The organism is Pseudomonas sp. PDM26 (assembly GCF_019219185.1).
Classification (GTDB): Bacteria; Pseudomonadota; Gammaproteobacteria; order Pseudomonadales; family Pseudomonadaceae; genus Aquipseudomonas.
This window is the reverse complement of record NZ_JAHUWC010000004.1, coordinates 240,771-265,053: the sequence shown is the minus strand read 5'-3', so window position 1 is coordinate 265,053 and position 24,283 is coordinate 240,771. Positions and strand designations below refer to the sequence as shown.

Annotated in this window: 24 protein-coding genes; 11 read left to right on the top strand and 13 right to left on the bottom strand. The window is 58.9% G+C overall.

The features are described from left to right. Positions 1–41 precede the first annotated feature (41 nt). Positions 42–1,142 carry a hypothetical protein gene (locus KW849_RS10690; RefSeq protein ID WP_218429391.1) on the bottom strand — a complete coding sequence of 367 codons (1,101 nt, stop codon included), beginning with the start codon at positions 1,140–1,142 and terminating at the stop codon, positions 42–44. A 151-nt stretch (positions 1,143–1,293) separates the two neighbouring features. Here KW849_RS10690 and KW849_RS10685 point away from each other — a divergent pair, with 151 nt between their 5' ends. Next, positions 1,294–2,712: a PLP-dependent aminotransferase family protein gene (locus KW849_RS10685; protein ID WP_218429390.1), complete on the top strand. Its 1,419-nt coding sequence runs from the start codon at positions 1,294–1,296 to the stop codon at positions 2,710–2,712. 333 nt (positions 2,713–3,045) lie between these two features. After that, the gene (locus KW849_RS10680; protein WP_218429389.1) at positions 3,046–3,324 is read left to right on the top strand and encodes a DUF3077 domain-containing protein; all 279 of its coding nucleotides are present in this window, start codon (positions 3,046–3,048) and stop codon (positions 3,322–3,324) included. Between the two features lie 100 nt (positions 3,325–3,424). On the opposite strand, the gene KW849_RS10675 is transcribed toward KW849_RS10680, so the two are convergent. From KW849_RS10675 to cyoA, 7 genes are all read right to left on the bottom strand, one after another. After that, the gene (locus KW849_RS10675) at positions 3,425–3,877 is read right to left on the bottom strand and encodes a hypothetical protein (RefSeq protein WP_218429388.1); all 453 of its coding nucleotides are present in this window, start codon (positions 3,875–3,877) and stop codon (positions 3,425–3,427) included. Beyond that, positions 3,861–4,499 carry a DUF6036 family nucleotidyltransferase gene (locus KW849_RS10670; protein ID WP_218429387.1) on the bottom strand — a complete coding sequence of 213 codons (639 nt, stop codon included), beginning with the start codon at positions 4,497–4,499 and terminating at the stop codon, positions 3,861–3,863. The genes KW849_RS10675 and KW849_RS10670 overlap by 17 nt, the downstream gene beginning before the upstream one ends. A 517-nt stretch (positions 4,500–5,016) precedes the next feature. Beyond that, complete coding sequence (cyoE, locus tag KW849_RS10665; protein ID WP_115948063.1) at positions 5,017–5,904, bottom strand: heme o synthase; 888 nt, start codon at positions 5,902–5,904, stop codon at positions 5,017–5,019. Between the two features lie 11 nt (positions 5,905–5,915). After that, positions 5,916–6,269, bottom strand: coding sequence for a cytochrome o ubiquinol oxidase subunit IV (cyoD, locus tag KW849_RS10660; RefSeq protein WP_108218275.1), 354 nt, complete (start codon positions 6,267–6,269; stop codon positions 5,916–5,918). Continuing rightward, positions 6,270–6,896: a cytochrome o ubiquinol oxidase subunit III gene (locus tag KW849_RS10655; protein ID WP_108218274.1), complete on the bottom strand. Its 627-nt coding sequence runs from the start codon at positions 6,894–6,896 to the stop codon at positions 6,270–6,272. It abuts the gene before it with no gap. A gap of 3 nt (positions 6,897–6,899) precedes the next feature. Beyond that, on the bottom strand, positions 6,900–8,930 hold the full coding sequence (gene cyoB / locus KW849_RS10650; protein WP_218429386.1) for a cytochrome o ubiquinol oxidase subunit I: 2,031 nt from the start codon (positions 8,928–8,930) through the stop codon (positions 6,900–6,902). A gap of 3 nt (positions 8,931–8,933) precedes the next feature. Next, positions 8,934–9,878 (bottom strand): ubiquinol oxidase subunit II, encoded by a 945-nt coding sequence (gene cyoA / locus KW849_RS10645; RefSeq protein ID WP_115948065.1) that lies wholly within the window; start codon positions 9,876–9,878, stop codon positions 8,934–8,936. A gap of 27 nt (positions 9,879–9,905) precedes the next feature. Here cyoA and KW849_RS10640 point away from each other — a divergent pair, with 27 nt between their 5' ends. Further along, complete coding sequence (locus tag KW849_RS10640) at positions 9,906–10,166, top strand: hypothetical protein (protein ID WP_218429385.1); 261 nt, start codon at positions 9,906–9,908, stop codon at positions 10,164–10,166. A 551-nt stretch (positions 10,167–10,717) separates the two neighbouring features. Here the strand turns inward: KW849_RS10640 and KW849_RS10635 are convergent. Together KW849_RS10635 and hmpA are read right to left on the bottom strand one after the other, a co-directional pair. Continuing rightward, entirely contained in the window at positions 10,718–11,227 is a 510-nt protein-coding gene (locus KW849_RS10635; protein ID WP_218429384.1) for a disulfide bond formation protein B, read from the bottom strand. Between the two features lie 226 nt (positions 11,228–11,453). Further along, complete coding sequence (hmpA, locus tag KW849_RS10630) at positions 11,454–12,635, bottom strand: NO-inducible flavohemoprotein (protein ID WP_218429383.1); 1,182 nt, start codon at positions 12,633–12,635, stop codon at positions 11,454–11,456. A 156-nt stretch (positions 12,636–12,791) separates the two neighbouring features. Between hmpA and norR the strand changes: the two genes are divergently transcribed. From norR to KW849_RS10605, 5 genes are all read left to right on the top strand, one after another. Beyond that, positions 12,792–14,342: a nitric oxide reductase transcriptional regulator NorR gene (gene norR, locus KW849_RS10625; protein WP_218429382.1), complete on the top strand. Its 1,551-nt coding sequence runs from the start codon at positions 12,792–12,794 to the stop codon at positions 14,340–14,342. Positions 14,343–14,614: 272 nt separating this feature from the next. Further along, positions 14,615–15,517, top strand: a complete 903-nt coding sequence (locus KW849_RS10620; protein ID WP_218429381.1) for a chemotaxis protein CheV — start codon at positions 14,615–14,617, stop codon at positions 15,515–15,517. A gap of 27 nt (positions 15,518–15,544) precedes the next feature. Continuing rightward, a complete protein-coding gene (locus tag KW849_RS10615; RefSeq protein ID WP_218429508.1) occupies positions 15,545–16,003 on the top strand; it encodes an N-acetyltransferase in 459 nt (152 codons plus the stop codon). 165 nt (positions 16,004–16,168) lie between these two features. Further along, the gene (locus KW849_RS10610; protein WP_218429380.1) at positions 16,169–16,495 is read left to right on the top strand and encodes a hypothetical protein; all 327 of its coding nucleotides are present in this window, start codon (positions 16,169–16,171) and stop codon (positions 16,493–16,495) included. A gap of 83 nt (positions 16,496–16,578) precedes the next feature. Continuing rightward, entirely contained in the window at positions 16,579–17,328 is a 750-nt protein-coding gene (locus KW849_RS10605; protein ID WP_218429378.1) for a YkgJ family cysteine cluster protein, read from the top strand. A 153-nt stretch (positions 17,329–17,481) separates the two neighbouring features. Here the strand turns inward: KW849_RS10605 and KW849_RS10600 are convergent, their stop codons facing one another. After that, positions 17,482–17,739 (bottom strand): hypothetical protein, encoded by a 258-nt coding sequence (locus KW849_RS10600; protein WP_103394221.1) that lies wholly within the window; start codon positions 17,737–17,739, stop codon positions 17,482–17,484. 194 nt (positions 17,740–17,933) lie between these two features. Here KW849_RS10600 and KW849_RS10595 point away from each other — a divergent pair, with 194 nt between their 5' ends. Then, a complete protein-coding gene (locus KW849_RS10595; RefSeq protein WP_218429377.1) occupies positions 17,934–18,908 on the top strand; it encodes a D-glycerate dehydrogenase in 975 nt (324 codons plus the stop codon). A gap of 181 nt (positions 18,909–19,089) precedes the next feature. Beyond that, positions 19,090–19,599, top strand: coding sequence for a DUF2165 family protein (locus KW849_RS10590; RefSeq protein ID WP_218429375.1), 510 nt, complete (start codon positions 19,090–19,092; stop codon positions 19,597–19,599). A gap of 20 nt (positions 19,600–19,619) precedes the next feature. On the opposite strand, the gene KW849_RS10585 is transcribed toward KW849_RS10590, so the two are convergent. Next, on the bottom strand, positions 19,620–20,522 hold the full coding sequence (locus KW849_RS10585; protein WP_218429373.1) for a DMT family transporter: 903 nt from the start codon (positions 20,520–20,522) through the stop codon (positions 19,620–19,622). A gap of 150 nt (positions 20,523–20,672) precedes the next feature. Between KW849_RS10585 and KW849_RS10580 the strand changes: the two genes are divergently transcribed. Further along, on the top strand, positions 20,673–21,548 hold the full coding sequence (locus KW849_RS10580; protein WP_218429371.1) for a helix-turn-helix domain-containing protein: 876 nt from the start codon (positions 20,673–20,675) through the stop codon (positions 21,546–21,548). Positions 21,549–21,700: 152 nt separating this feature from the next. Here KW849_RS10580 and KW849_RS10575 read toward each other — a convergent pair whose 3' ends face one another. After that, positions 21,701–24,130: a TonB-dependent receptor gene (locus KW849_RS10575; RefSeq protein WP_218429370.1), complete on the bottom strand. Its 2,430-nt coding sequence runs from the start codon at positions 24,128–24,130 to the stop codon at positions 21,701–21,703. Between the last annotated feature and the right edge of the window lie 153 nt (positions 24,131–24,283).

Genomic DNA, 24,283 nt, shown 5'->3' with positions numbered 1-24,283 from the left:
AAACCCCCGACTTGCAAAGTGAAAACCGAAACGGCGATGACTCAGTCATGCAGCGACGCGATTGATTTACGGTTGAGCCAGTACCAGACCAGAATCCCGCCAGCGCCAATGGCTGCCAGCACCAGCGCGTTGTAGGGAGGTGGCATGACCCGCATGATCAACACGGTCAATCCGGCGCCGACGCCCAAAGACACTTCCTTGACGAACATGTTGTTCTGCTTGACCGAGAAGTAATCGAGGTGACTGAACGCGCACTCGGCAATGGACAGCAGCGCCACCCAGACCAGTGCGCCGGCCAGGGTTTCGACGTGGAACGCAGCCGGTGAAGACAGCACCGCAAAACCGCCGACGATGATCCCGATGACCGTCAACACCTTGAAGCGCCCGGTGCTCTCGATCAGTTTCATCACCGGCACTTGCGCGAATACCACCACGGCGCTGTTGAGGATCAGCATCAGGCCGTACCAGGCCGGCAGTTCGCCGGTCTGGAGCAGGATCGCTTGCGGCAGGATCGAGAACACCCCAAACAGCTTGATGCCCATGATGACGCCGGCGATCACCCACGGCAGTTTGTTGCGCCAGCCGCTGCCTTCCTGGCTGGCAGGGCGTGCCACCGCGGCTTCGGTGGTGAAGGTCGCCCCCATGGCGATGGGCAGACACAGCAGGACAAAACTGGCGGCGCCGAGAAAGAACATGGTTGGGGTCAATAGCGGCGACAGCAGGATCAGGCCAGCCAACAGGCTGCCCATGTTCATGGCCACGCGGTTATAGGCCGCGCCTTCCTTGGTCTGCGCCGCTTCGCTCTTGATCAGGTAGCCGGCAATCGCAATGCCGTAGGCAAACAGCGCCGCGGCAAACATGACGACGCCCTGGTTGCGGGTGACCGCCAGCAGCACCAAGCCCATGGCGGCACACAGCAGCGTGACACTCAAGGAGCGGCGACCGAGTACCAGCAACGTCAGCGGCAGCAGTAACAACAAGGCCCGATAACCCAAGGCCAGCATGCTGTTGGTGGCGGTATCGAGCCAGACGTTGGCCTTGCCCAACACCGCGAACAGCGCCACAGCCGTGATGATTCGAATGGTGAACAACCGCAGGTTGATCACCGGTTTCGCCACGACGGCGGTTGTTTCTAAACTCATGCAGCACCTCATGAACCTTGGCGACTGAACGACCGGCAAAAGGTCGACAATCCGAAAACACTCCAGAGCGATAGTAGAAAGAGATGTTTGTCTTGGTCAGAGCAAGTTCGTATAGAATCAAACGAACTTTACTGCCGGAGAGACCAGTAAAATGCAGGCTCAGCGAGCAGTGATCGCCGCTATCGAGTTCCAGCCGGGTGTGCCGCTGGTCCAGCAGATCGTCGATCAATTAACGGTGGCGATCAGTCAGGGCGGCCTCCCCCACGGCTCCAGGTTGCCGCCGATTCGCGAACTCTCCGACTTGATGCACGTGGGCAAGTCCACGGTGGTCGACGCCCTCGACCGCTTGCGGGCCAAGGGCCTGGTGGTTTCACGCCAGGGTTCCGGGCACTACGTGCACCGCTCCAGCACCACCCTGCCGGCCAACGCCGGGCCGGACCTGCTCCCGCAAGACACCCTCAGCGTGGTCCGCCGCGCGGTGCTGCTGGACAATGGTGCGCTGCGACCGGGGGCTGGTTTTTTGCCGTCCTCGTGGCTGCCTGCCGAAGAATTGCTCAAAGCCGTGCGCGGCACTCTTCGCGCGACAACCTTACGCATGGGTGAATACGGCAACGCCAGCGGTTACCTGCCATTGCGCCAGGCTTTGCGAGTCAAGATGTCGACCTTGGGCATCGAGGCGCCGGTGGAACAGATCATCACCACCGCCAACACCGTACAGGCCATCGACATGCTGATGCGCCTGCTGGTCAAACCTGGCGACACGGTGCTGCTCGACGATCCGTGTTACTTCACGATGCACACCAACCTGGCCTGGCATGGCGCCAAGGTCATCACCATCCGACGCGACTGCGACGGCATGGACCTGGACGCGTTCGAGCAACTACTCATCGCCCATCGTCCCGTGCTCTACATGACCAACAATGCCCTGCACAACCCGACCGGGCACTCGTTCACCTCGGCGCAGGTTTACCGCTTGGTGGAGCTGAGCCATCGCTACAACTTCCACATTCTCGAAGACGATTTGTACTGCGACATGCAGCAACGCCGAACGCCGCGCCTGGCCGCGAGCGGGCTGGACAATGTCTCTTACGTCTCCGGGTTCTCCAAGACCCTGACCGCCAACAGCCGCGTCAGCTTCGCGGTGCTGTCACCGCTACTGGCGGCGCGGATGGTGACGCTGAAAATGGCCTGCGGCGGCATGACCTCGGAAATGGCTGAGCAGATTATCTGCACCATGCTCAGCGACGGCAGCTACGCCAAACACATGCGCCGCACGGTGGACCGGCTCTACGAGTCGAACAGCCGGGTGGCCACGTGGCTGAGCGAGGCCGGGTGTTCGGTGTCGTCGTTGCCGGGGGAAGGGCTGTACATCTGGACGCGATTGCCGCAGGGGTTCAAAGCCGAGTGCCTGGCCAGAAAGGGTCTGGAAATCGACCTGGTACTGGCACCGGGAACCTTGCTCAGCAAAGCGGCGGATGCCAACCAGTTTCTACGATTCAACGTGGCGCACAGTGATCATGTGCAGGTGCGGGAGCGGTTTTTCCGGTTGCTGGACAAGCCACAAAAATAACTAATCACCGCCAACCCCTGTGGGAGCGAGCTTGCTCGCGATGGGGTCGTCACATCCAGCATCAATGTCGCCTGACACACCGCCATCGCGAGCAGGCTCGCTCCCACAGGGGATTGCGGTGTCCAAACACATCCCGGCCAGCACAAAGCCACGATTGTGCATTCCGATACCCACACGCTAACTTTCGCCCCGTCGCTGCCAATTCAGCGACCGGGCCTGAGAACTCGAACTTGATATAGGCACAATTGGAGTTCTCTTTATGCATGCCCGCAGTCCGTTCAAAATTAATTCTCTTGCACTCAGCACCTCCCGACCAACAGGAGGTAAAGCCCCATGACCAATCCCCAAGACCTCGAAACCATCGGCCTCACCCCTTTCGCCTATCACACCAATCAACCGCTTTTCCGTATCAACCGTGGAGTCCCGATCATTCAGGCCCTCTCCCACGCCTCCGACCTGCTCCACCTCGCCAAACTGCTCGCCTCAGACGCCGCCATGGTCCGCGACTCCGACCGACACGCCTGGGCCTCTCATTTTTTGCAGGACATGAGCAAGGCAATCATCGATGACGTGGTGAAAGTACTCGACGCACCGTGTAACAACCGCGCGTAAATGAAAAAGCCCCACCATTCTCTCGAAGGGAGGGGCTTTACGCTGCAGGCCGTTCCAGCTGTTGGACCAAACGATGCGACCTCTTCGCTGCAACCAGCGTTCAGGAAAACATGGCGCGTTGCTCAGCTTCGTAATGCCGGGTCTGGAAAGGCATGAGGGCTTGGGCTTTCAGGCCGAGGCCCTCACTTAACCCCCAAGAGACAGCGAGTTCATCACGGCGTCGACGCAATGGCGTGACGGCTTGTAGTGTCACGGCTTGCACGCAAGTCGAATGTGCAAAAAGCTCGAGGACATTGAGAGTTTCCGACACCCGGAGATCGGACAAGCAAGTAAATCGAGTGAATCGCTCGAGCAGATAGCCAGCGCGCCGAACCTCCACTTCGTCAGAATGACGATTCAAAAAAACGCTTATCTCGCTTTCAAGATTTGAATCCGAGTACCAGACAGCTTTGGCGGCGCTCACCAAGGCAGCGTCATCCGCTTGATTCAAAGGTCTTTTTACCAGCGTGTCCAAGGCGGATGAGAGGACGTGGCCGCTATGGGGCTTCGTCATCTGTGCTCTCCAGATAATCATGCAAAATATTAGTGAGAACGGAGAATGGTGGCTCCTTGTTGCCAACATATACATCAATCGCCTGCAATGCCAGTCGACGAAACTCGCTAGTCAGGATGAAACCAGCCCTGAGAAGTGCCTTGATATCACCGATGTCCTGATCGGTCGCTCTGCCCAGCTTGGAAATGGCAATGTCGACAGGTGCCGCGATATGGACGTGCAGCGGGGACTCAACCGGAAACTCTGTAAAGGGAAGGCTCCGTTCCCAATAGTCCTCATGAATTGGGCCAAAACTGGTGTTGTATTGCAGGTCGTAGTTCAGCTCCATCAAGCGACCAGATCGCTCATCAACAAACTGTTCGGGTATCTCTGCGAGCATTGTTTGTAAGTGAAGACCTTCGGGAACATTAGCCTCATAAATTTCTGCATCGACGTCGGTGGAAACGCGATGATGGGTATAAAGGTGAACCGCGCAGCCACCGAACAGGATAATTTTGACCGCCCCTGGTCCTGCGTTCTCAAGCTCCAGTTCCGCTTCGACAGATTTGAACATTGAAATCAAAGCCTGCCCCAACGCTGTATTCGTATTAACACGCGGGGTGATTACCTCTGGCAGTTCCATCGTAGATCCTCTGGGATGCTTGTAATAACGGCATCCCGAGGCTAGATAGGCAACCTCCGACCCTCAACCTGAAAAACTCGTGGGAAAGTTCAGGCAAATCCGTAGGCATTTTTGCCGGTCAGGTCGCCCTATCGTAAGCGAGCTTGGTCGCGATGGCGGCAACGGACGAAACACAGGAGATGGAAACCCAACGACAAATCCCCCCAAGACCTCGGAACCATCCGCCTTACCCCATTTATTGGGTCTGACCGCGCATTTTTTCTTAAGTGGGCCAAGAAAATCTTAATAATTTGGGATTTTCTCAATTTTTTCTTAAGCGGACAGATATCGAATTCGCCTGTTAGTCCGCGTCGCGGCCATCGCGAGCAGGCTCACTCCTACAGGGATCGGTGTGCACTCAATCCAATGTAGGAGTGAGCCTGCTCGCGATGGTGGCAACTCGGTCCAGCAGAAAGCACCCAACAAAAAGCCCCGCTCTTCTCTCGAAGGCGGGGCTTTTCTTTACAGCATCCGACGCTTAAGGCGCGTACGTCAGCAACAGCTCGGTCGGCACTTTGAAGTCCAGGGACATCATCACGCTCAACGCGGTAATGGTGAAGATCGAGAACACGAACAGCTTGCGTGCCCAGACCGTGTCATCCACTGCCTTGTAGCCGGTCCAGGCCATGTACAGCCAGTACATGCCCATGGCCGCAGCGACGGCGAGGTAGCTCATGCCGGCGTAACCGCTGAAGGTCAACATCAAGGTCGCCACGAGGAAGGCCAGGATGTAGATCAGGATGTGCTTCTTGGCCACCTGGATGCCGCGCTTCACTGGCAGCACCGGAATCGATGCAGCCAGGTAATCGTTGAAGCGGAAGATCGCGATGGCGTAGGAATGCGGCATCTGCCACAGGCTGAACATCACCAGCAGTGTCAACGCGGCCATGTCGAAGGTGTTGCTGACGGCGACGTAGCCAATCACCGGCGGCATGGCGCCCGACAGACTGCCCACCAGCGTGCCGTGAACCGACTTGCGCTTGAGGTACAGGCTGTAGAAGCCGACGTAGATCACGAAGCCGATGACTGCGAACAGCGCGGCCAACGGGTTGGCCACCTTGTACAACAGGGCAATGCCGGCGACACCCAGGACAGTCGCATAGATCAGGGCCAGTTTCAGGGAGATCAAGCCCTGGACCAGCACCCGGTTCTTGGTGCGTTCCATCTTGATGTCGATGTCGCGGTCGATGCAGTTGTTGAACACGCAACCGGAGGCAACCACCAGGGACGTGCCGATCATGGCGGCCAGGAAAATGGCCAGATCGACATGCCCTTTGGAGGCCAGGAAAAATCCGCCTGCCACAGAAAGCACGTTACCGAAAATGATCCCCGGTTTGGTGATTTGGATAAAGTGCTTGAGGGACATGCGGACTTACCTCACTTCGCCATCATGAACGTGTGGATGCTGAACATGATCCACAGCGACAGGCCAACCAGCAGGACGATCACGATCGCGGCGAAGACAAACGCAATCACGTTGTTACGCTGCGCGGCCGAGCGGTCCAGGTGCAGGAAGTACACCAGGTGCACCAGCACCTGGATGACTGCGAACGCGACGACGATCATCAGGGTGATCGACTTCGGCAGCGTCGGGTACATCACCAGACCGAACGGAATCAGGGTCAGGATCACCGACAGGATGAAACCGATGCCGTAGGACTTGACGCTGCCGTGACCGGCGTCGTGGCTGTCATGGCCATGGCCATTTTGGGAATGAGCTGCGTTAGCCATTTACATAGTCCCCATCAGATAAACAACGGTGAATACGCAGATCCACACGACGTCCAGGAAGTGCCAGAACAGGCTCAGGCAGCTCAGACGGGTCTTGTTGGTCGCCGTCAGGCCGTTTTTCTGCACCTGATACATCATGATCGCCATCCAGATCAGACCGCTGGTCACGTGCAGACCGTGGGTGCCGACCAGGGTGAAGAACCCGGACAGGAAGCCGGAACGGCTAGGGCCGTAGCCTTCGGAGATCAACATGTGGAACTCGTTGATCTCCATGCCGATGAAGCCGGCACCGAACATGAAGGTCAGGGCCAGCCAGCCCAGGACCTGCTTCTTGTTGCCACGGAAGAACGCCAGCATGGCGAAGCCGTAGGTGATCGAACTGAACAGCAGCAGAGCGGTTTCGCCCAGTACGTATGGCAGTTCGAAGATGTCGTGGCCCGACGGGCCACCCGCTACGTTGTTAACCAGTACCGCGTACGCCGCGAAGATCGACGCAAACAGAATGCAGTCGGTCATCAGGTAGAGCCAGAAACCGTATACGGTCATCTCGCCCGAGTCGTGGTGATGGTCATCATGCCCATGTCCGTCGACATGGGTGTGTCCAGCATTGGTCACTAAGTTCGACATGGTTTAAGCCTGTTCCAACGAGGTTTCAACACGGGTGGCGGTGGCCGGGATTTTCCCTGCCGCTACCAGACGCTTGTGCTGCTCGGCTTCGATGCGCTCGATCACGTCGACCGGCACCATATAGCCTTGATCATCACGGGCCGCGTGGATCACGAAGTAGATCACGGTGCCGGCCAGGCCAGCGATCGCCAGCCACCAGATGTGCCAGATCATCGCGAAACCGAACACGGTCAACAGTGCGCCCATGACCACACCGGTGGCGGTGTTGTTTGGCATGTGGATCGGCTCGTACCTGGCCGGGGCCTTGTACGCGGTGCCGTTTTCCTTGGCTTCGGTGAACGGATCAACAACATCGGCTTTCGGCAGCACGGCGAAGTTGTAGAACGGAGGTGGCGACGAGGTCGACCATTCCAGGGTGTGTGCATTCCACGGGTCGCCGTGTTCGCACATGTTTTCTGGCTTGTTGCGGTCACGCACGCTGACGTACAGCTGGATCAGCTGGCAAGCGATACCCACGGCGATCATCACCGCACCGAACATGGCGACGTACAGGTACGGCACCCACTCAGGGTTGGTAGTGGCGTTCAGGCGACGGGTCATGCCCATGAAGCCCAGTACATAGAGCGGCATGAACGCGACGAAGAAGCCGGTGATCCAGAACCAGAACGCGGCCTTGCCCCAACCTTCGTGCAGCTTGAAGCCGAACGCTTTAGGGAAGTAGAAGCCAAAGCCTGCGATGTAGCCGAATACCGCACCGCCGATGATCACGTTATGGAAGTGCGCGATCACGAACAGGCTGTTGTGCAGAACGAAGTCAGCACCCGGGATGGCCAGCAGTACGCCGGTCATGCCGCCGATGGCGAAGGTCACCATGAAGCCCAGGGTCCACATCACCTGACTGGTGAAGCGCAGACGGCCCTGGTAGATGGTGAACAGCCAGTTGAACAGCTTCACACCCGTCGGGACGGAAATCAGCATCGTCGCCAGACCGAAGAAGGCGTTGACGCTGGCACCCGAACCCATGGTGAAGAAGTGGTGCAGCCAAACCATGAAGCCCAGGATCGAGATCGCGCCCGATGCGTAGACCATCGAGTGGTGGCCGAACAGTTTCTTGCCGGTGAAGGTCGAGATGACTTCGGAGAAGATACCGAACGCTGGCAGGATCAGGATGTACACCTCGGGGTGACCCCACGCCCAGAACAGGTTCACGTACATCATCGGATTGCCACCAAGTTCATTGGTGAAAATGTGGAAATCCATGTAACGGTCAAGCGTCAGCAGTGCCAGGGTAGCGGTCAGGATCGGGAACGAAGCCACGATCAGGACGTTGGCCCAGGTGCAGGTCCAGGTGAAGATCGGCATGTCCATCATCTTCATGCCAGGGGTACGCATTTTCAGCACGGTGGCCAGGAAGTTGACCCCCGTCAGCGTTGTCCCAAGACCCGATAGCTGTAGCGCCCAGATGTAGTAATCCATCCCCACGCCAGGACTGTATTGCAGGCCCGACAGCGGCGGATAGGCAACCCAGCCGGTCTTGGCGAATTCGCCGACGCCCAGGGACAGGTTGATCAGCACTACGCCGGAAACCAGCAGCCAGAAGCTCAGGGAGTTCAGGAACGGGTAGGCAACGTCACGCGCGCCGATCTGCAGCGGCACTGCAAGGTTCATCAGGCCGGTGAAGAATGGCATCGCCATGAAGATGATCATGATCACACCGTGAGCGGTGAAGATCTGGTCATAGTGTTCAGGTGGCAGGTAGCCAGGCGAACCCTCGGTGGCCATGGCCAACTGGGTACGCATCATGATGGCGTCGGCAAAGCCGCGCAGCAGCATGACCATGGCGACGACGATGTACATCACGCCGATTTTCTTGTGGTCGACCGACGTCAGCCACTCGGTCCACAGGTAGGTCCACTTCTTGAAGTAGGTGATTGCGGCGAACAACGCCAGACCACCGAGCGCGATCATGGAGATGGTCACCATGACAATCGGCTCGTGGAACGGGATCGCTTCCCAACTTAATTTACCAAACATCGTTTACTCCTCTGCCCCGGCAGCTGAATGCGAACTCATGTCCATCCCTTCCATTTGGGCCACTTCTTTCTCTGCTTTCTCGTGCTTGACCTTAGGACCCGGTTTCATGCCTTCGTACTTGTCGACGATGGCCTGGAACATGCCTGGGGTAACCGAGGAGTAGAGCTCGACTGGGTTGTTCTGGCTTGGCTTGGAAAGGGCTGCGTATTCAGCTTGTTCAAGCTGTTTAGGTGCCTTTTTGACTTCACTTACCCAGGCGTCGAAATCTTCCTGGGAAGTTGCGATCGCTTTGAATTTCATACCGGTGAAACCAGCGCCGCTGTAGTTGGCGGAGATACCGTCCATTTCAGCGTTCTCGTTGGCGATCAGGTGCAGCTTGGTCTGCATGCCCGCCATCGCGTAGATCTGGCCACCCAGAGCAGGGATGAAGAACGAGTTCATCACGGCGTCGGAAGTGATCTTGAAGTTGACCGGGGTGTGCGCCGGGAACACGATCTTGTTGACCGTGGCGATGCCTTGTTCCGGGTAGATGAACAGCCACTTCCAGTCCAGCGCGACCACTTCGATGGTCACAGGCTTCACGTCGGATTCCAGCGGCTTGTACGGGTCAAGGGCGTGGGTCGACTTGTAGGTGACGTAACCCAGGGCAATGATGATCAGCACTGGAACAGCCCACACCGCGATCTCGATCTTGGTGGAGTGGTTCCATTTCGGGGTGTAGGTGGCGTTCGTATTGGACGCGCGGTATTTCCAGGCGAACAGGAAGGTCATGACGATGACCGGCACCACGACCAACAGCATCAGCAGCGTTGCGGTGATGATCAGGTTTCGCTCGTCCAGACCAACCTGGCCCTTGGGATTGAGCAAGGTCATGTTGCAGCCTGACAGCAACAACGTGCCGATCAGCGGCAATAAGCCTAGTAGTCTGGGGTACCTGTTTTTACTCATCTCACGACCTCTAAAGCAGCTTGCGCAATGCAGTTGGGTTTTGATCGCCAACACTTCACCCTGCCAAGGGTTGGCATTTTTCTTGGATTGAATAAGGGCATGCCCGTCATGCGTCAGACGCTTTACGACAAATCCCGGGCCTGCGGTGAGTTCTTATTCGAATTCGTGGTCAAAGGCCTTGTTACAGACCAATTCCATTTGGTGCGGGTAGTTGGAGACTCCGACACCTGGGCATCGCATGAAGCCACCAGACCTCTCGACACCCTGTTTCTGCTCACGTCTGGTTAAGATTTGAGCAGTGCCGGGGATTCAGTGCGGGCGATTGTAGATATGTAACGCCCTATAAACCATGTCTCATCCCGAAATAATTTTTATCCGAACCGGCAACAATCATTAACCGTTTTCGCAAAAGTGGCGCATCTTATCGAAATTGATTCTCAACAAAAACACCACAATAAGTAGGTCTTCCACCCACAGTTCAGACAGTATCGGGCCCCTCTTCACTGCCCTTTACCTTGCCCGAGGCCCGATATGACGGGGGCTCCGGCCGTTCGTCAGACCCTGTTAAAACTGCCTGCTCGCGTTCGGAACGGAAAATACCGGAAGCCTGAAAAACAGCCCAATTTCGTTACGTTTCCATGTACCAATCCGGCTTCCTCGAACACCCTGCGACACCGACTCTGTGACAACATGTCGCACATGTGTCGCACCCTTGATTGCCACCCGTCACAGTCTTTTTGCCCGACCTCTGAAATGTGCTCTGCACGACAAAAAAGCCCCGGTCTTCTCTGTGAGGACCGGGGCTTTTTTTGTCCAACAATACGTGCCGACAGTTGAACTCAGCGCAGCGCTTTGCGGTTACGCGACGTGAGCAAAGGCACCAGCACCACGATCAGCACGAATGCCACCAGCGCCCACTGCGCCAGCGACAGGCCGAGGATCGGCGGGTATGGCGTGGAGCAGAAACCGTCGACCTGGAAGCCCAGCGGGAAGATCTTCGCCAGCGGCAAGTCATCGACAATCGGTTGCAGCACATCGATGCCGCAGCTGACCGCCGGATAGAACTGCGTGAAGACGTGATGCCCGGCGACGCCTGCACCGGCCAGCGCACAGATCACCACCAGGGTTTCGAATACCGTGATGATGCGACGGCTGCGCATGGTCGCGCCGATGAAGGCAAAGATCGCAATCAGCAGCAATGCATAACGTTGCAGGATGCACAGCGGGCAAGGCGCCTCGCCCAGGACAATTTGCATGTACAGCGCGCCGCCGATCAACGCCAGGCAAATGATGCCCAACAACACCAGGTAGCGCCGTTCACGCCCCAACCGCATGGATTCATCGCTCATCGCGTTTCCCTTGAAGATTTCGAGTGCCCGCCAGTCTACACGCTGGCCTGATCTTTGAGAGCTGGCGCGTAGCAAGGGGGATGTCGCAGGGAATAGACGATAGGACGGTTAAGGAGGGATTAACTTTTAACCAGAAAGATCAAAAGATCGCAGCCTCCGGCAGCTCCTACATCGGAATGGATTGCATCCCGTAGGAGCTGGCGAAGGCTGCGATCTTTATTAGGGGTTACTCCAGCGCCGCTGCCGGCCCGAAGAACTCATAGCGGCTTTGCTTTTCCGGTACGCCCAGTGCCTTGAGGTGACGCTTGACAGACGCCATGAAACCCTTCGGTCCCAGGAAGTAAGCATCCAGGTCACGCTGCTCCGGCAGCCATGCATGCAACTGCTGCTGACTCAACAAGCCAACCTTGTGCGCCGCCGGGCTCACACCGTCATCCTCGGCGTAGCAGTAGAAGCGCTTGAGTTGCGGGTGACGCTCAGCCAAACCATCGATCCAGCCGCGGAACGCGTGAACGCTGCCGTTGCGCGCGCAGTGGATGAAATGCACCGGCCGCTGAGTCTCCAGCGCCGCTTCGAGCATCGCCAGGGTCGGGGTGATGCCGACGCCGCCACTGATCAACACCAGCGGCTTGTCGCTGGCGGTCAGGGTGAACTCGCCCGATGGCGGGAACAACTGGATGCTGGCCCCGACATGCATCTGGTCATGCAGGTAATTCGAGGCGCGGCCACCGGCTTCACGCTTGACGCTGATGCGGTATTGGCCTTTGTTCGCCAGCGCCGACAGCGAGTAGTTGCGGCGGATCTCTTCGCCGTCAAGGATCAGTTTCATGCCTATGTACTGGCCGGGTTCCGCCATCAGGATCGGGCCTTTATCCGCCGGTTCGAAGTAGAACGAGGTGATCTCGGCGCTCTCCTCGACCTTGCCCGCCACGATGAATTCCCGCGCCCCGCGCCAGCCGCCGGGGGCCTGCTCCTTCTGGTCGTAGATGCTGGCTTCGGCACCGATCAGGATGTCCGCCAGTTGGCCGTAAGCCGCGCCCCAGGCCGCAATCACTTCCGGAGTGGCGATCTCTTCGCCCAGCACTTCGGCGATGGCCCGCAGCAGGCAGGTACCGACAATCGGATAGTGTTCCGGCAGGATCTGCAGGGCCACATGCTTGTTGATGATCTTGGCCACCAGGTCGCCCAACTGGTCGAGTTGGTCGATATGGCGCGCATACATCAATACGCCGTTGGCCAGGGCACGCGGCTGATCACCGCTGGTCTGGTGGGCCTGGTTGAACAGTGGGCGGACTTCCGGGTATTCGGAGAGCATCATGCGGTAGAAGTGGGTGATCAGCGCTTCACCACCGCTTTCGAGCAGTGGCACGGTGGACTTGACGATGGCACGATCTTGAACGCTCAGCATAAGGTGACTCCTGGTCTTCTTGGATTGCTAACGGATTACCCTATGCCTATCAGCTTCCATGCCAACTATTTAGTCTTTATAAATCAATAAGTTAATAACTTAATAGTCATTTAGACACTGTCTGATTTATAGTCATACCGACTACACGGAGTCACTATGACTGCAAAACCCCTGCTCACCGCCCTGCTGCCTCTGGTCTCCGACCTGTCCCGCGAACTGCCTGAAGGCGAGCGTTATCGCCGCCTGCTGGAAGCCATGCGCGCCCTGCTGCCATGCGACGCCGCCGCTCTGCTGCGTCTTGATGGTGAATGGCTGGTGCCGCTGGCCGTCGACGGCTTGAGTACCGATACCCTCGGTCGGCGCTTCAAGGTCAGCGAGCACCCGCGTTTCCAAGCGCTGCTCAGCGGCCCTGGCCCGACCCGTTTCGCTGCCGACAGCGACTTGCCTGACCCCTATGACGGCCTGGTCGATGGCCTGGATGATCATCTGGAAGTCCACGACTGCATGGGTTGCCCGTTATTCATCGACGAGCGCCCATGGGGTCTGTTGACCCTCGACGCCCTCGATCCGGAGCGCTTCGAGCCCATCGAGCTGGATGCCCTGCAAGCCTTCGCCAGCCTCGCGGCCGCCACGGTCAACGCCGCCGAGCGTATCGAGCGCTTGAACAACCGGGTCGAAGATGAGCATCAGCGCGCCGAGGTCTACCGCCAGGCCAGCGGCCAGCAGACTCGCGAGATGATCGGCCAGAGCAAGGCCCACAAGCGCCTGGTCGAAGAAATCAGTCTGGTGGGCGGCAGCGACCTGACCGTGTTGATCACCGGCGAAACCGGGGTCGGCAAGGAGTTGGTGGCCCAGGCCATCCATGCCGCCTCGCCCCGCGCCGACAAACCGATCATCAGCCTCAACTGCGCCGCGTTGCCCGACACATTGGTGGAAAGCGAGTTGTTCGGCCATGTCCGCGGCGCCTTCACCGGGGCGATGAACGACCGCCGCGGCAAGTTCGAACTGGCCAACGGCGGCACGCTGTTTCTCGATGAAGTCGGTGAGTTGTCGCTGACCGTGCAGGCCAAGTTGCTGCGGGTGTTGCAGAGCGGTCAACTGCAGCGACTGGGTTCGGACAAGGAGCATCAGGTCGACGTGCGCCTGATCGCGGCGACCAACCGCGACCTCGCCGAAGAAGTGCGCAGCGGCCGTTACCGCGCCGACTTCTACCATCGCCTCAGCGTTTATCCGCTGCTGGTACCGGCCCTGCGCGATCGCGGGCGCGATGTGCTGCTGCTCAGCGGTTACTTCCTGGAGCAGAACCGCTCGCGCATGGGCCTCAATAGCCTGCGCCTGAACAGCGACGCCCAGGCCGCGCTATTGGCCTACGACTGGCCCGGCAACGTGCGCGAGCTCGAACACTTGATCGGCCGCAGCGCCTTGAAAGCCCTGGGCAATTGCAAGGAACGGCCAAAAATTCTCAGCCTGAGCGCCGCCGACCTGGACTTGCCCAACGCCAGCGTTGAAGCCGCTGCCGAACAGCCGGCTGCCAGCGTCACGCAACTGGTGGCCGGCGATTTGCGCGAAGCTACCGAGCGTTATCAGCGTCAATTGATCGGTGCCTGCCTGGAGCGGCACAACCACAACTGGGCAAGCGCGGCCCGTGAACTGGGCCTGGATCGGGCGAACCTGGGGCGGATGGCCAAGCGGTTGGGGATGAAATAGCGTCGCTATAGGGTGAGTGGAGTTTTTGTGGCGAGGGGGCTTGCCCCCGTTGGGTCGCGAAGCGGCCCCTGGCTTTCCACGGTCAAACCGAGTCGCTAGATTTACGACCGCTCCGCGGCCGAACGGGGGCAAGCCCCCTCGCCACAATGGTCCTGTGTTTGGTCCGAGATGGGTATTCACCCTAAAGCCTGCCCCCGACAAGTCGATAACCCGGCATCGAAGTTTTTGGCGATCCCGGGATTGCCCGTCACCTTTTTCCAGAGAAGGTTCCTATGTCCTCCACCAAAGCCCGCGCAGACTCACTTTCGCTTCTGCTGTTTACCTTGCGCAGCGGCAAGCTGATGGCGATCAACCTGCTCAAGGTCAGTGAAATCATTCCCTGCCCGCCGCTGACCCGGCTGCCGGAGTCGCACCCCCACGTCAAAGGCATCGCCACCCTGCGCGGTGCCTCACTATCGGTGATCGACCTCAGCCGTGCCATTGGCGAGCGCCCGCTGGAAGACCCGAACGGCGGCTGCCTGATCGTCACCGACGTCAGCCGCTCCAAGCAGGGCCTGCACGTGCAAGCCGTGAGCAAGATCGTCCATTGCCTGACCACCGACATCCGCCCGCCGCCCTTCGGCCCCGGTGGTTTGCGCGCCTACATCACCGGCGTGACGTCGGTCGATGGCACCCTGGTTCAGGTGCTGGACATCGAAAAAGTCATCCACGGCATCGCCCCGGCACAAATCGAAATGGCGCCGACCGAACTGAGCATGGAAGACGCCGAACTGCTCGGCAACGCGCGCATCCTGGTGGTCGATGACAGCCAGGTTGCCTTGCAGCAATCGGTGCACACCCTGCGTAACCTTGGCCTGCAATGCCATACGGCCCGCAGCGCCAAGGAAGCCATCGACTGCCTGCTGGACCTGCAAGGCACCGCGCAGCAGATCAACCTGATCGTCTCGGATATCGAAATGTCAGAGATGGACGGCTACGCCTTCACCCGCACCCTGCGGGAAACTCCGGATTTCGCGCATCTTTATGTACTGCTGCACACCTCGCTGGACAGTGCGATGAACGCAGAGAAAGCTCGACTGGCGGGGGCGAACGCGGTGCTGACCAAATTCTCTTCGCCAGAATTGACCCAGTGCCTGATCACCGCGGCCAAGGCTGTCGCCGAACAGGGTTATTGAGTGTTGACCGAAGATTACTGCTGGCTGATGCGACGCGACCTCTCTGTCGTCGTGCCGCCCCCCGATTGGCCGGTCGGCCTGCAACTGAGCGAATACCGCCCCGAACTGGGCGCCGCCGTGCACCGGCTGATGGAGCTCGGTTATCTCGACGGCGGTGGGCGCGTAGCCACGCTGGACATGTGGCAACGGCAGTTCGAAACCGATCCGGAATATGACCCGGCCCTGTGCTTCATTGCCCAGGATGCCGAAGGTGTGGTGGGTGTGTGTCAGTGCTGGACCAGTGCCTACATCAAGAACCTGGTGGTGCATCCGCGGTTTCAGGGCCGGGGGTTGGGCCGTGCGCTGTTATTGCAGGCGTTCAAGGTATTCCAGCAGCGGCGTGAAGGCTTCGTGGACCTGAAGGTACTGGAAGACAACCTTCGGGCGCGGCGCTTGTATGAAAGCGTCGGGATGCATGCAGTCCGACGGGAGCCGGTTCCGCTCTGACATGCCGCCTTCGCTGGCGAGCCAGCTCCTACAGGAATCGCGCCCTACACATGTTTTGTGATCGGCTCGGTCACTGGACTGACCCCAAAATGTTGGACGGTCTACTGCCACAAAACCCTCTGGCATACTCCAGCCTTGGCCACTCAGCCCAAGGAAGCCTGAACCATGAAAGCTGCGCCCCTGATTCTGCTCTGCCTCACCGCCCTTACCGTCCAGGCCCACGCCTCCAGCCCCGACGCCTGGGCCACCTACGAAAAAGCCGTACTCGCCAGCTGCACCAAAACCAGCGGTCTGAAGGACAGCAAACCAGTCGGCACCGCCGTGCAGTTCGATGACCGGGTCGGCTACACCGCGCTGCTGCTCCAGGGCCAGTACCCGCAAAAACACATGAAAGGCGCGCAAGGCACTGAATTGTGTCTCTACAACAAAAAGAGCAAAACCGCGTACGTCACCGAATGGGACTCCATTCGCCCGGCCGGCGAGGCCAACTGAGTGGCGCATAATTTGCTTCGATAGCGGCTTTTGTGGCGGCATTCTGTCGTCGTTTCATGCTCTGTGATGCGAACGAACGCTCGATGAATACAACGTTTTCCTGCGTAGGCTGCGGCAAATGCTGCAACGACCACCATGTGCCCCTGACCCTGAGCGAAGCCCGGATGTGGGCAGCCGACGGCGGTCAGGTGATCGTGCTGGTGGAAGCGTTTCTGGACAACGGCCTGGGCCTGCCGGTGCAACAACGGGAGCATGCCGAACGCCGTTCGGCGGCGGTGCGCAGCGGCGAATCCGACGCGTACGTGGCGATCACCTTCGCCGCCTACAATGTCGGACCCTGCCGAAATCTTGACGAAGACAACCGCTGCCGCATCTACGAACACCGGCCGCTGGTGTGTCGCATCTATCCGATGGAAATCAATCCGCACATTCTCCTGAACACCACCACCAAGGAGTGCCCGCCAGAGTCCTGGGAAACAGGGCCAGAGCTGATTGTCGGTGGCAAATTGGTCGACCGAGCGTTATCGGAATTGATCCAGCGTTCCCGTCAGGCGGATCGTGATGACATTCTGATGAAGGATGCACTTTGTGCGTTGCTGGGGATTCGCACGACGGCCCTGAAGGGCGACGGGTTTACCGCATATCTGCCGGATATGACGGAGTTTGCTGCGATCGCCGACGACCTGGCTGGGCAAACGTTGCCTCAGTGGGACAGTGAATGGCAGTTTCATGTGTCGGGCGATGATATTGCGGAGCAAGTGTTGGCCGCAGGTGCGCAAGTGGCGGCGGATGCGCCGGCAAATTACTCGTTTATTTCGTTGCGGGCGACTTGATCCGGGATTTGAGGTGTTTGTTCCGACCCCTTCGCGAGCAGGCTCGCTCCTGCAAGGGATCTTCAGTGAACATGAATATTGTGCACGACATAGATCCACTGTAGGAGCGAGCCTGCTCGCGATGAGGCCAGTCAAGCACCGCAGCATGAAGGCCTAGCGCTTACCCATCGATCGACGAGTTCCCGGCGGCGCCATGCCCGGTGTCTTGGTGTGGCCGTTCTTGGCGCCGTTCTTGTACCACGGCTGGTTGGAGCCCTTGGCGGCCGCCAGTTCGCCCGGTTTGAACGGGAACTTGAAGGCCGGGATTTCGGCTTTGGTTTCGCTGTCGGCGCTGGAGTCGACGCTGTCTGGCAGCTCTGCCTGCACGTCGCTCAAGGCGTCGGCGACCGGCGGTTGTTTCGGGGAAGTCATGAAAGCTCCGGGTGGTGCATGAAGTGTCGGGCCCGGTGAGCGAGCCGCATGCCACAGTATAAGAAGTGCCGCAGTATAACTGGATGACGCACCGCAAGCTGCAAGCTTGCATTGACCGCCTGACGACTCGCACAAATCCCGCGAAGAATGTTAGCGTGCTCATCATTCTTCACCGCCCGACGAGCCCACCTCCCATGAAAAAGACTGTCCTGGCCTTCAGCCGCGTCACCCCGGAAATGGTCGAACGCCTGCAACAAGACTTCGATGTCATCGTGCCGAATCCGAAAAACGGCGACATCAATGCCCAATTCAACGAAGCCCTGCCCCACGCCCACGGCCTGATCGGCGTCGGTCGCAAACTCGGCCGCGCCCAGTTGGAAAACGCCGCCAGGCTGGAAGTGGTCTCCAGCGTCTCGGTGGGCTACGACAACTATGACCTGGCCTACTTCAACGAACGCGGGATCATGCTGACCAACACGCCGGATGTGCTCACCGAAAGCACCGCCGACCTGGCGTTTGCACTGTTGATGAGCAGTGCGCGCCGCGTCGCCGAACTGGATGCCTGGACCAAGGCCGGGCAATGGCAAGCCAGCGTCGGTGCGCCGTTGTTCGGTTGTGATGTGCATGGCAAGACATTGGGAATCGTCGGCATGGGCAACATCGGTGCCGCCATCGCCCGGCGTGGCCGCCTGGGGTTCAACATGCCGGTCATCTACAGCGGTAACAGCCGCAAGACCGAACTGGAACAGGAACTCGGCGCACAGTTGCGCAGCCTCGACCAATTGCTGGTCGAAGCTGATTTCGTCTGCCTGGTGGTGCCGCTCAGCGAGAAAACCAAACACTTGATCAGCCATCGTGAACTGGCGTTGATGAAGCCAAGTGCCATTCTGGTGAACATTTCCCGTGGTCCGGTGGTGGATGAACCGGCGCTGATCGAAGCGCTGCAAAACAACCGCATTCGGGGTGCAGGGCTGGACGTGTACGAAAAAGAACCGCTGGCCGAGTCGCCACTGTTCCAGCTGAAAAATGCCGTGACCTTACCGCACATCGGCTCGGCCACCCATGAGACCCGCGATGCCATGGCCAATCGTGCCCTGGCCAACCTGCGCAGTGCCCTGCTGGGCGAGCGGCCGCAGGACCTGGTCAACCCGCAAGTCTGGAAGGGTTAACGCAAAACGGGCAGACGTGACAAGCGCCTGCCCGTTTGAAACAAAAAAGTCACTCTCAACTTATTAAACAACTCTCTGAATACACACCCTGCAATTCAGTCAACAACCAAACAATGATACCAAGCTATAGACTCTCTTACTTACCCAGACACCACGGGGAACAATAAAGAGGATCACTAACTTGAACAGACTCACAACAAATCAAGTCATTCGACTCAGCAAAGCCACACTGATGTTATTTATTAGCCTCTTTGGATTGCTGATGCTACACAACCACTTCACGGATTACTCGACCAACTATGAATACATTGGCCATATCCTGAGCATGGACACCACCAATGATCAACACAAATACAGACACAGGGCTATCACTTCAACCATACTGCACCACCGCATTTACTGGCTGATCATTACACTTGAAGTGGTCTACACCCTATGCTGCCTACTTGGAACCTATTACCTTTACAAAAACATCAACTCCAACCGCGAACAATTTCACGAAGCTAAAAAACCTGCACTTATAGGGTTGCTGATCGCCCTTTTTCTGTATTACGTTGGTTTTCAAGTGATCGGTGCCGAGTGGTTCAACATGGATGAGTCGAAGACCTGGAACTACCAGGACAGGTCTCGATATATCATTGATTTCATTTTTCCGCTCTTGATATACATCGCGATGAAAATCGAGCGCTGAGTCACTCAGCACTCGCCCCCTCAAGCCAGCTTGCCGTTGCCCAGCACTTGCGGCGCCTTGGGCTTGCGAAACACCAGTACGTTCCCCGACATCACCAACACCAGCCCCAACAGCGCCGGCACCGTCCATTGATAGCCCTCGGCGAACGCTGACACGTTGAGCGCCACCACCGGAAATAGCACCGTGCAGTACGCAGCCCGCTCAGGCCCCATGCGGCCGACCAGCGTCAGGTAGGCGGTGAAACCGATCACCGACCCCGGAATCACCAGGTACAACAGTGACCCGATGTAACGCGCGCTCATTTCCATGTCGAAGGGAATGCCCTTGACCAGACACCACACCGAGAGCATCGCCGCCCCGTAAGCCATGCCCCAGGCATTGGTGGTCAGCGGTTTGAGCCCGGCCTTCTGTTGCAGGCTCGAGAGCATATTGCCCGCCGAGAAACACAAGGTGCCGCACAGGGCCAGACCGAGACCGAGCAGGGTTTGCGGGCTGGCGGTATGCCCGGCCAATTCCGGCCAGAACAACAGGCCCAGCCCAAGCAGGCCCAACGCGCCGCCCATCAGCACATTGCGGGCGATTTTCTGACCGAAGAACACCCGCGCGTTGAGGGCATTCCACAGGGTGGCGGTGGAAAACACCACAGCCACCAGGCCGCTGGGGATCCACTGGCTCGCGGTGAGGAAGCACATGAAGTTGACGCAGAACAGGCACAAGCCCTGAGCCAGGCAGATCAGGTGCCCGCGACGGTTCATCACTTGCAAGCGTCGGCTGAGCAGCAGGATCACGAACAGCATCAGCGCAGCGAGACCGAAGCGATAGACGATCGACACGGGAATGGCCACCACGCCGAGTTGCCATTTCAAGGCAATCCAGGTGGTGCCCCATATCAGCACAGTCAGCAAGTACAAAGAAAGGTTCATGACAAAGGCTCCTCGATAGGTGCCCAGTGTCCGGCGTCACGTCCAGGCGCACTTGCATAAACTTGCGCTTTTGTCTGGCGACCGCTGGCAGGCACGCCTCTACGGAGTAGGATGCAAGGCGTTGGATGCAGGTGTTAGAGAGCAACGATCATGGCTGCACTGGATACCCTACAAGTCTTTCAAGCCCTCAACCGCTCGCCGAATGCTCGCCTCGAGCACAGCGCCGAGCTCGGTGACGGCTTGTCTGCAGCCTTGTGGAGCAATCACCACGACGCCCAGGAATACGAAGCGCCCAGCCACCACACGTTGTCCTGTTACATCGCCGGCGGCACCGGCACCTTTCGCCGCGACCAGCCCGGCAACAAGGGGGGGCCGGATAAACTGTGCATCCTGCCGGCCGACCACCAGTCAGGCTGGGTGATCAATGGCAATATTCGCCTGGCGCACCTGTATTTCAGCCCCGAACAATTTGCCCTCGGTTGCATCACCCTGCTGGATCGCGAGCCACGGGAAATGCAACTGCGCGAGCAGACCTTTCTCGATGATCCGCAGCAGGCGCTGCGCTTTCGACAATTGATCACCCTGAACTGGGACGAGCCGGGCGAGCGCGTGCTCACCAGCAGCCTGGCCCACGAACTGCTCAGCCATGCCCTGCTCAGCCAGGTGAATGCCCGGCAAGGCCTGCGCCTTAAAGGTGGGTTGGCCGCGCATCAGCGCCGACATCTGGTGGAGTACATCGACAGCCATCTGGACGAGGCCATCAGTCTCGGTCAGTTAGCGGCGTTGTGCGCGTTGTCCGAATACCATTTCGCACGGATGTTCCGCGAAAGCTTCGGCTTGCCACCCCATCAGTATGTGCTGGCACGACGCCTGAACCGGGCGCAGGAGTTGCTGCTCACGACCTCGCAGCCACTGGGGGAGATTGCGCTGGCTTGTGGTTTTTCCAGTGCCAGCCATTTCACCAACCGGTTTCGCCAGGCCCAGGGCGGAACGCCCGGCGAGTATCGACAGGCGCTTTTGCGCTAGCCCGGCATACTTCAGGTTTTCGTTGCCTGCGATACCGCCTTCGCGGGCAAGCCACGCTCCCACAGGATCGCGGTTGCCCGCGGATTTTGCATCCGCCCACTGACCCTGTGGGAGCGTGGCTTGCCCGCGAAGAACGATGACCCGGTTTACCGTTAAAACTCCAAGGTGCTCGACAACGTCACCTGCCGCGAATCGCCCATCGACACAAAGAACCGACTCGCCGCCGAGGTGTAGTAAGTACGGTCAAACAGGTTCTTCACGTTGAGCTGGAACTTGACCTTCTGCCCTTCGACTTTGGTGTCGTAGGTGGCGAACGCATCGGCCACGGTGTAGCCCGGCAGGTCGAAATCGTTCACCGCGTTGCCCGCGCGCTCTCCCACATAACGCGCCCCGGCGCCGACCCGCAGTTGGTCGCCGCCGACGATGGTGCCGAAGTCATAGACGGCCGACAGCGAGCCGCTGTTCTTTGCCACGTTTTGCAGTTGATTGCCCTTGTAAACAGGGTCTTCGGTGACTTCGGCATCGGTGTAGGCGTAGCTGCCGATCATGCTCCAGCGATCAGTCAGCTGACCGCTCAAGTCCACTTCCAGGCCACGGGAACGCACTTCGCCGGCGGCACTGTAAATCGTCGTCGGGCCTTCGGCGTTGGCCACCAGCACGTTGCGTTTCTTGATGTCGAACAGCGCGATGTTGCCAGTGACGCGGCCCGGCAGATCGAGCTTGGCACCCAGCTCCCAGGACTTGGCTTCTTCCGGCGCGATGCCACCGTCAAGCACGGTGCTGCTGCCGCTCAACGGTGCGATGGTCGAGTTGGGTTTGAACGACTCGGTGTAGCTGCCGTAAAACGACAAGGCATCGGTGTATTTGTACACAAGACCCACGCGCGGCACCCACTTCTGCCCGTTGCTGTCGGTGTTGGCGTGGAACGGCACACCTTTGCCGGCGTACTGGTCGTACGCCTGGAAGCGCGCGCCGGCCACCAGAATCCATTGGTCGTTGAGGTGGATGGAATCTTGCAGGAACACCGAATCGCTACGCAGTTCATCGGTCTGCGCGCTGTCGGCGGCGCTGACAGTGGTGCCCGGAACTTCCTGGCCATAGATCGGGTTCACGTAGCTGAACGTGGTGCGACTTTTCTGGCGGATCAGGTCTTCGCGGAAAATCTTGCGGTACTCGTCATCGACGCCGAACAGCAGGTCATGCTGCATGCCGAACACATCCACGTTGCCTTCGAGGCTGGCGGTGGTGAAGCGGTCGGTGCTGATCGCATTCCGGGTGCCGTCCATGCTGCGGGTCAGGGTGCCCTTATTGGTGTCGATGGCAGTCACACGCACCTGGCTGGCGTCGTAGGTTTCGCGGTTCCAGCTGTAGCCGAAATGGGCCTTCCAGTTGTCGTTGAGCTCGTGATCGGCCTCGAAGTGATAGAGGTCCGAACGCCCTTGCATGTTGTTGAACGGCTCGTCGAGACGCTCGTTGCGCGAGATGTCCAGTGGATGGTTGGTCCGTGGATCGATCAGAGTGCCACGGTCGAACGGCGTGAGGAATTCGCGGTGCTCATAGGCGAACAACAGCTTGGTGCTTTCGCCGTACCAGGCCAGCGACGGTGCGATGAGGCTCTCGCGATGCACACCGAAGTTGCGCCAGTATTCTTCGTCTTCGTAGTCCAGAACCATGCGGTAGGCCAGCCCGGAATCGCCGAGGGCACCGGTGCTGTCGAGTCCGCCACCGCTGCCATTCTTGCCGTCGCCATAGCTGGAACCGCGCGCAGTCAGCGCGTTGTACTGCTCAAGCTCGGGCTTCTTGCTGACCATGTTGACCACGCCGCCCGGATCCTGGATGCCATAGAGCAACGAGGCAGGCCCCTTGAGCACTTCGACCCGGTCGACGCTGGCGTTGAGACCACGACCCTGCACGATCGGCATGCCGTCGCGCATGATCGAGCCGTTACGGTTGTCGCCAAAGCCGCGGACCATCACCGAGTCCTGGGTGCTGCCCAGGGTGTTGGCCTGGGTGATGCCGCTGACATTGGCCAGGGCGTCATCGAGATTGCGCGGAGCCTGGTCGCGAATGACCTGGGCCGGGACGACATTGATGGTCTGCGGGATTTCCTGAATCGGGGCCGAGGAGCGCATCACCGAAGAAGTCGGTGGCGGCTGGTAACTCATGGACTCATCCATCACCGAGGTAATGGTGGTTGCGCCCAGGTTCAACGCACCTTCGGTCGGCCGTGGTTCCAGTGCAATGGTGTGCCCATCGGTGCGGCGGAACGTCAATCCCGAACCGGTGAGCAGACGTTGCAGGGCCTGTTCGGCGCTCATCTGGCCATTGACCGCTGGCGCATTGAGGCCGTACGGCGCTTCATCGGTGTAGACGACGCTGATGCCGGTCACCCGGCTGAAATCACTCAGGGCCTGGGGCAGCGGTTTGGCGGCCAGTGCGAAATTGAATTGCCCACGCGACTGACTGCTGCCCGCCTCTGCGGCCAGCGCCACGCTCAGCGGCAACAACGCCAATGCCGAAAAGCTCAACGCAGACACACCCAACCATTGTTTGACCGACCCCGATTTTGCCCTGGACTTCATGACTCATGACCTGTGTAGAACCGCAACGGATGCGAATGACTCGCAGTTTCAGTCAGTACACGGATGGCAGTCGGGTTTACCTCACAACAATTTGAAAATATTTTTATTCAGGGTGATGGGGTGATTGAACTGGCCTCTTCGCGGGTAAACCCG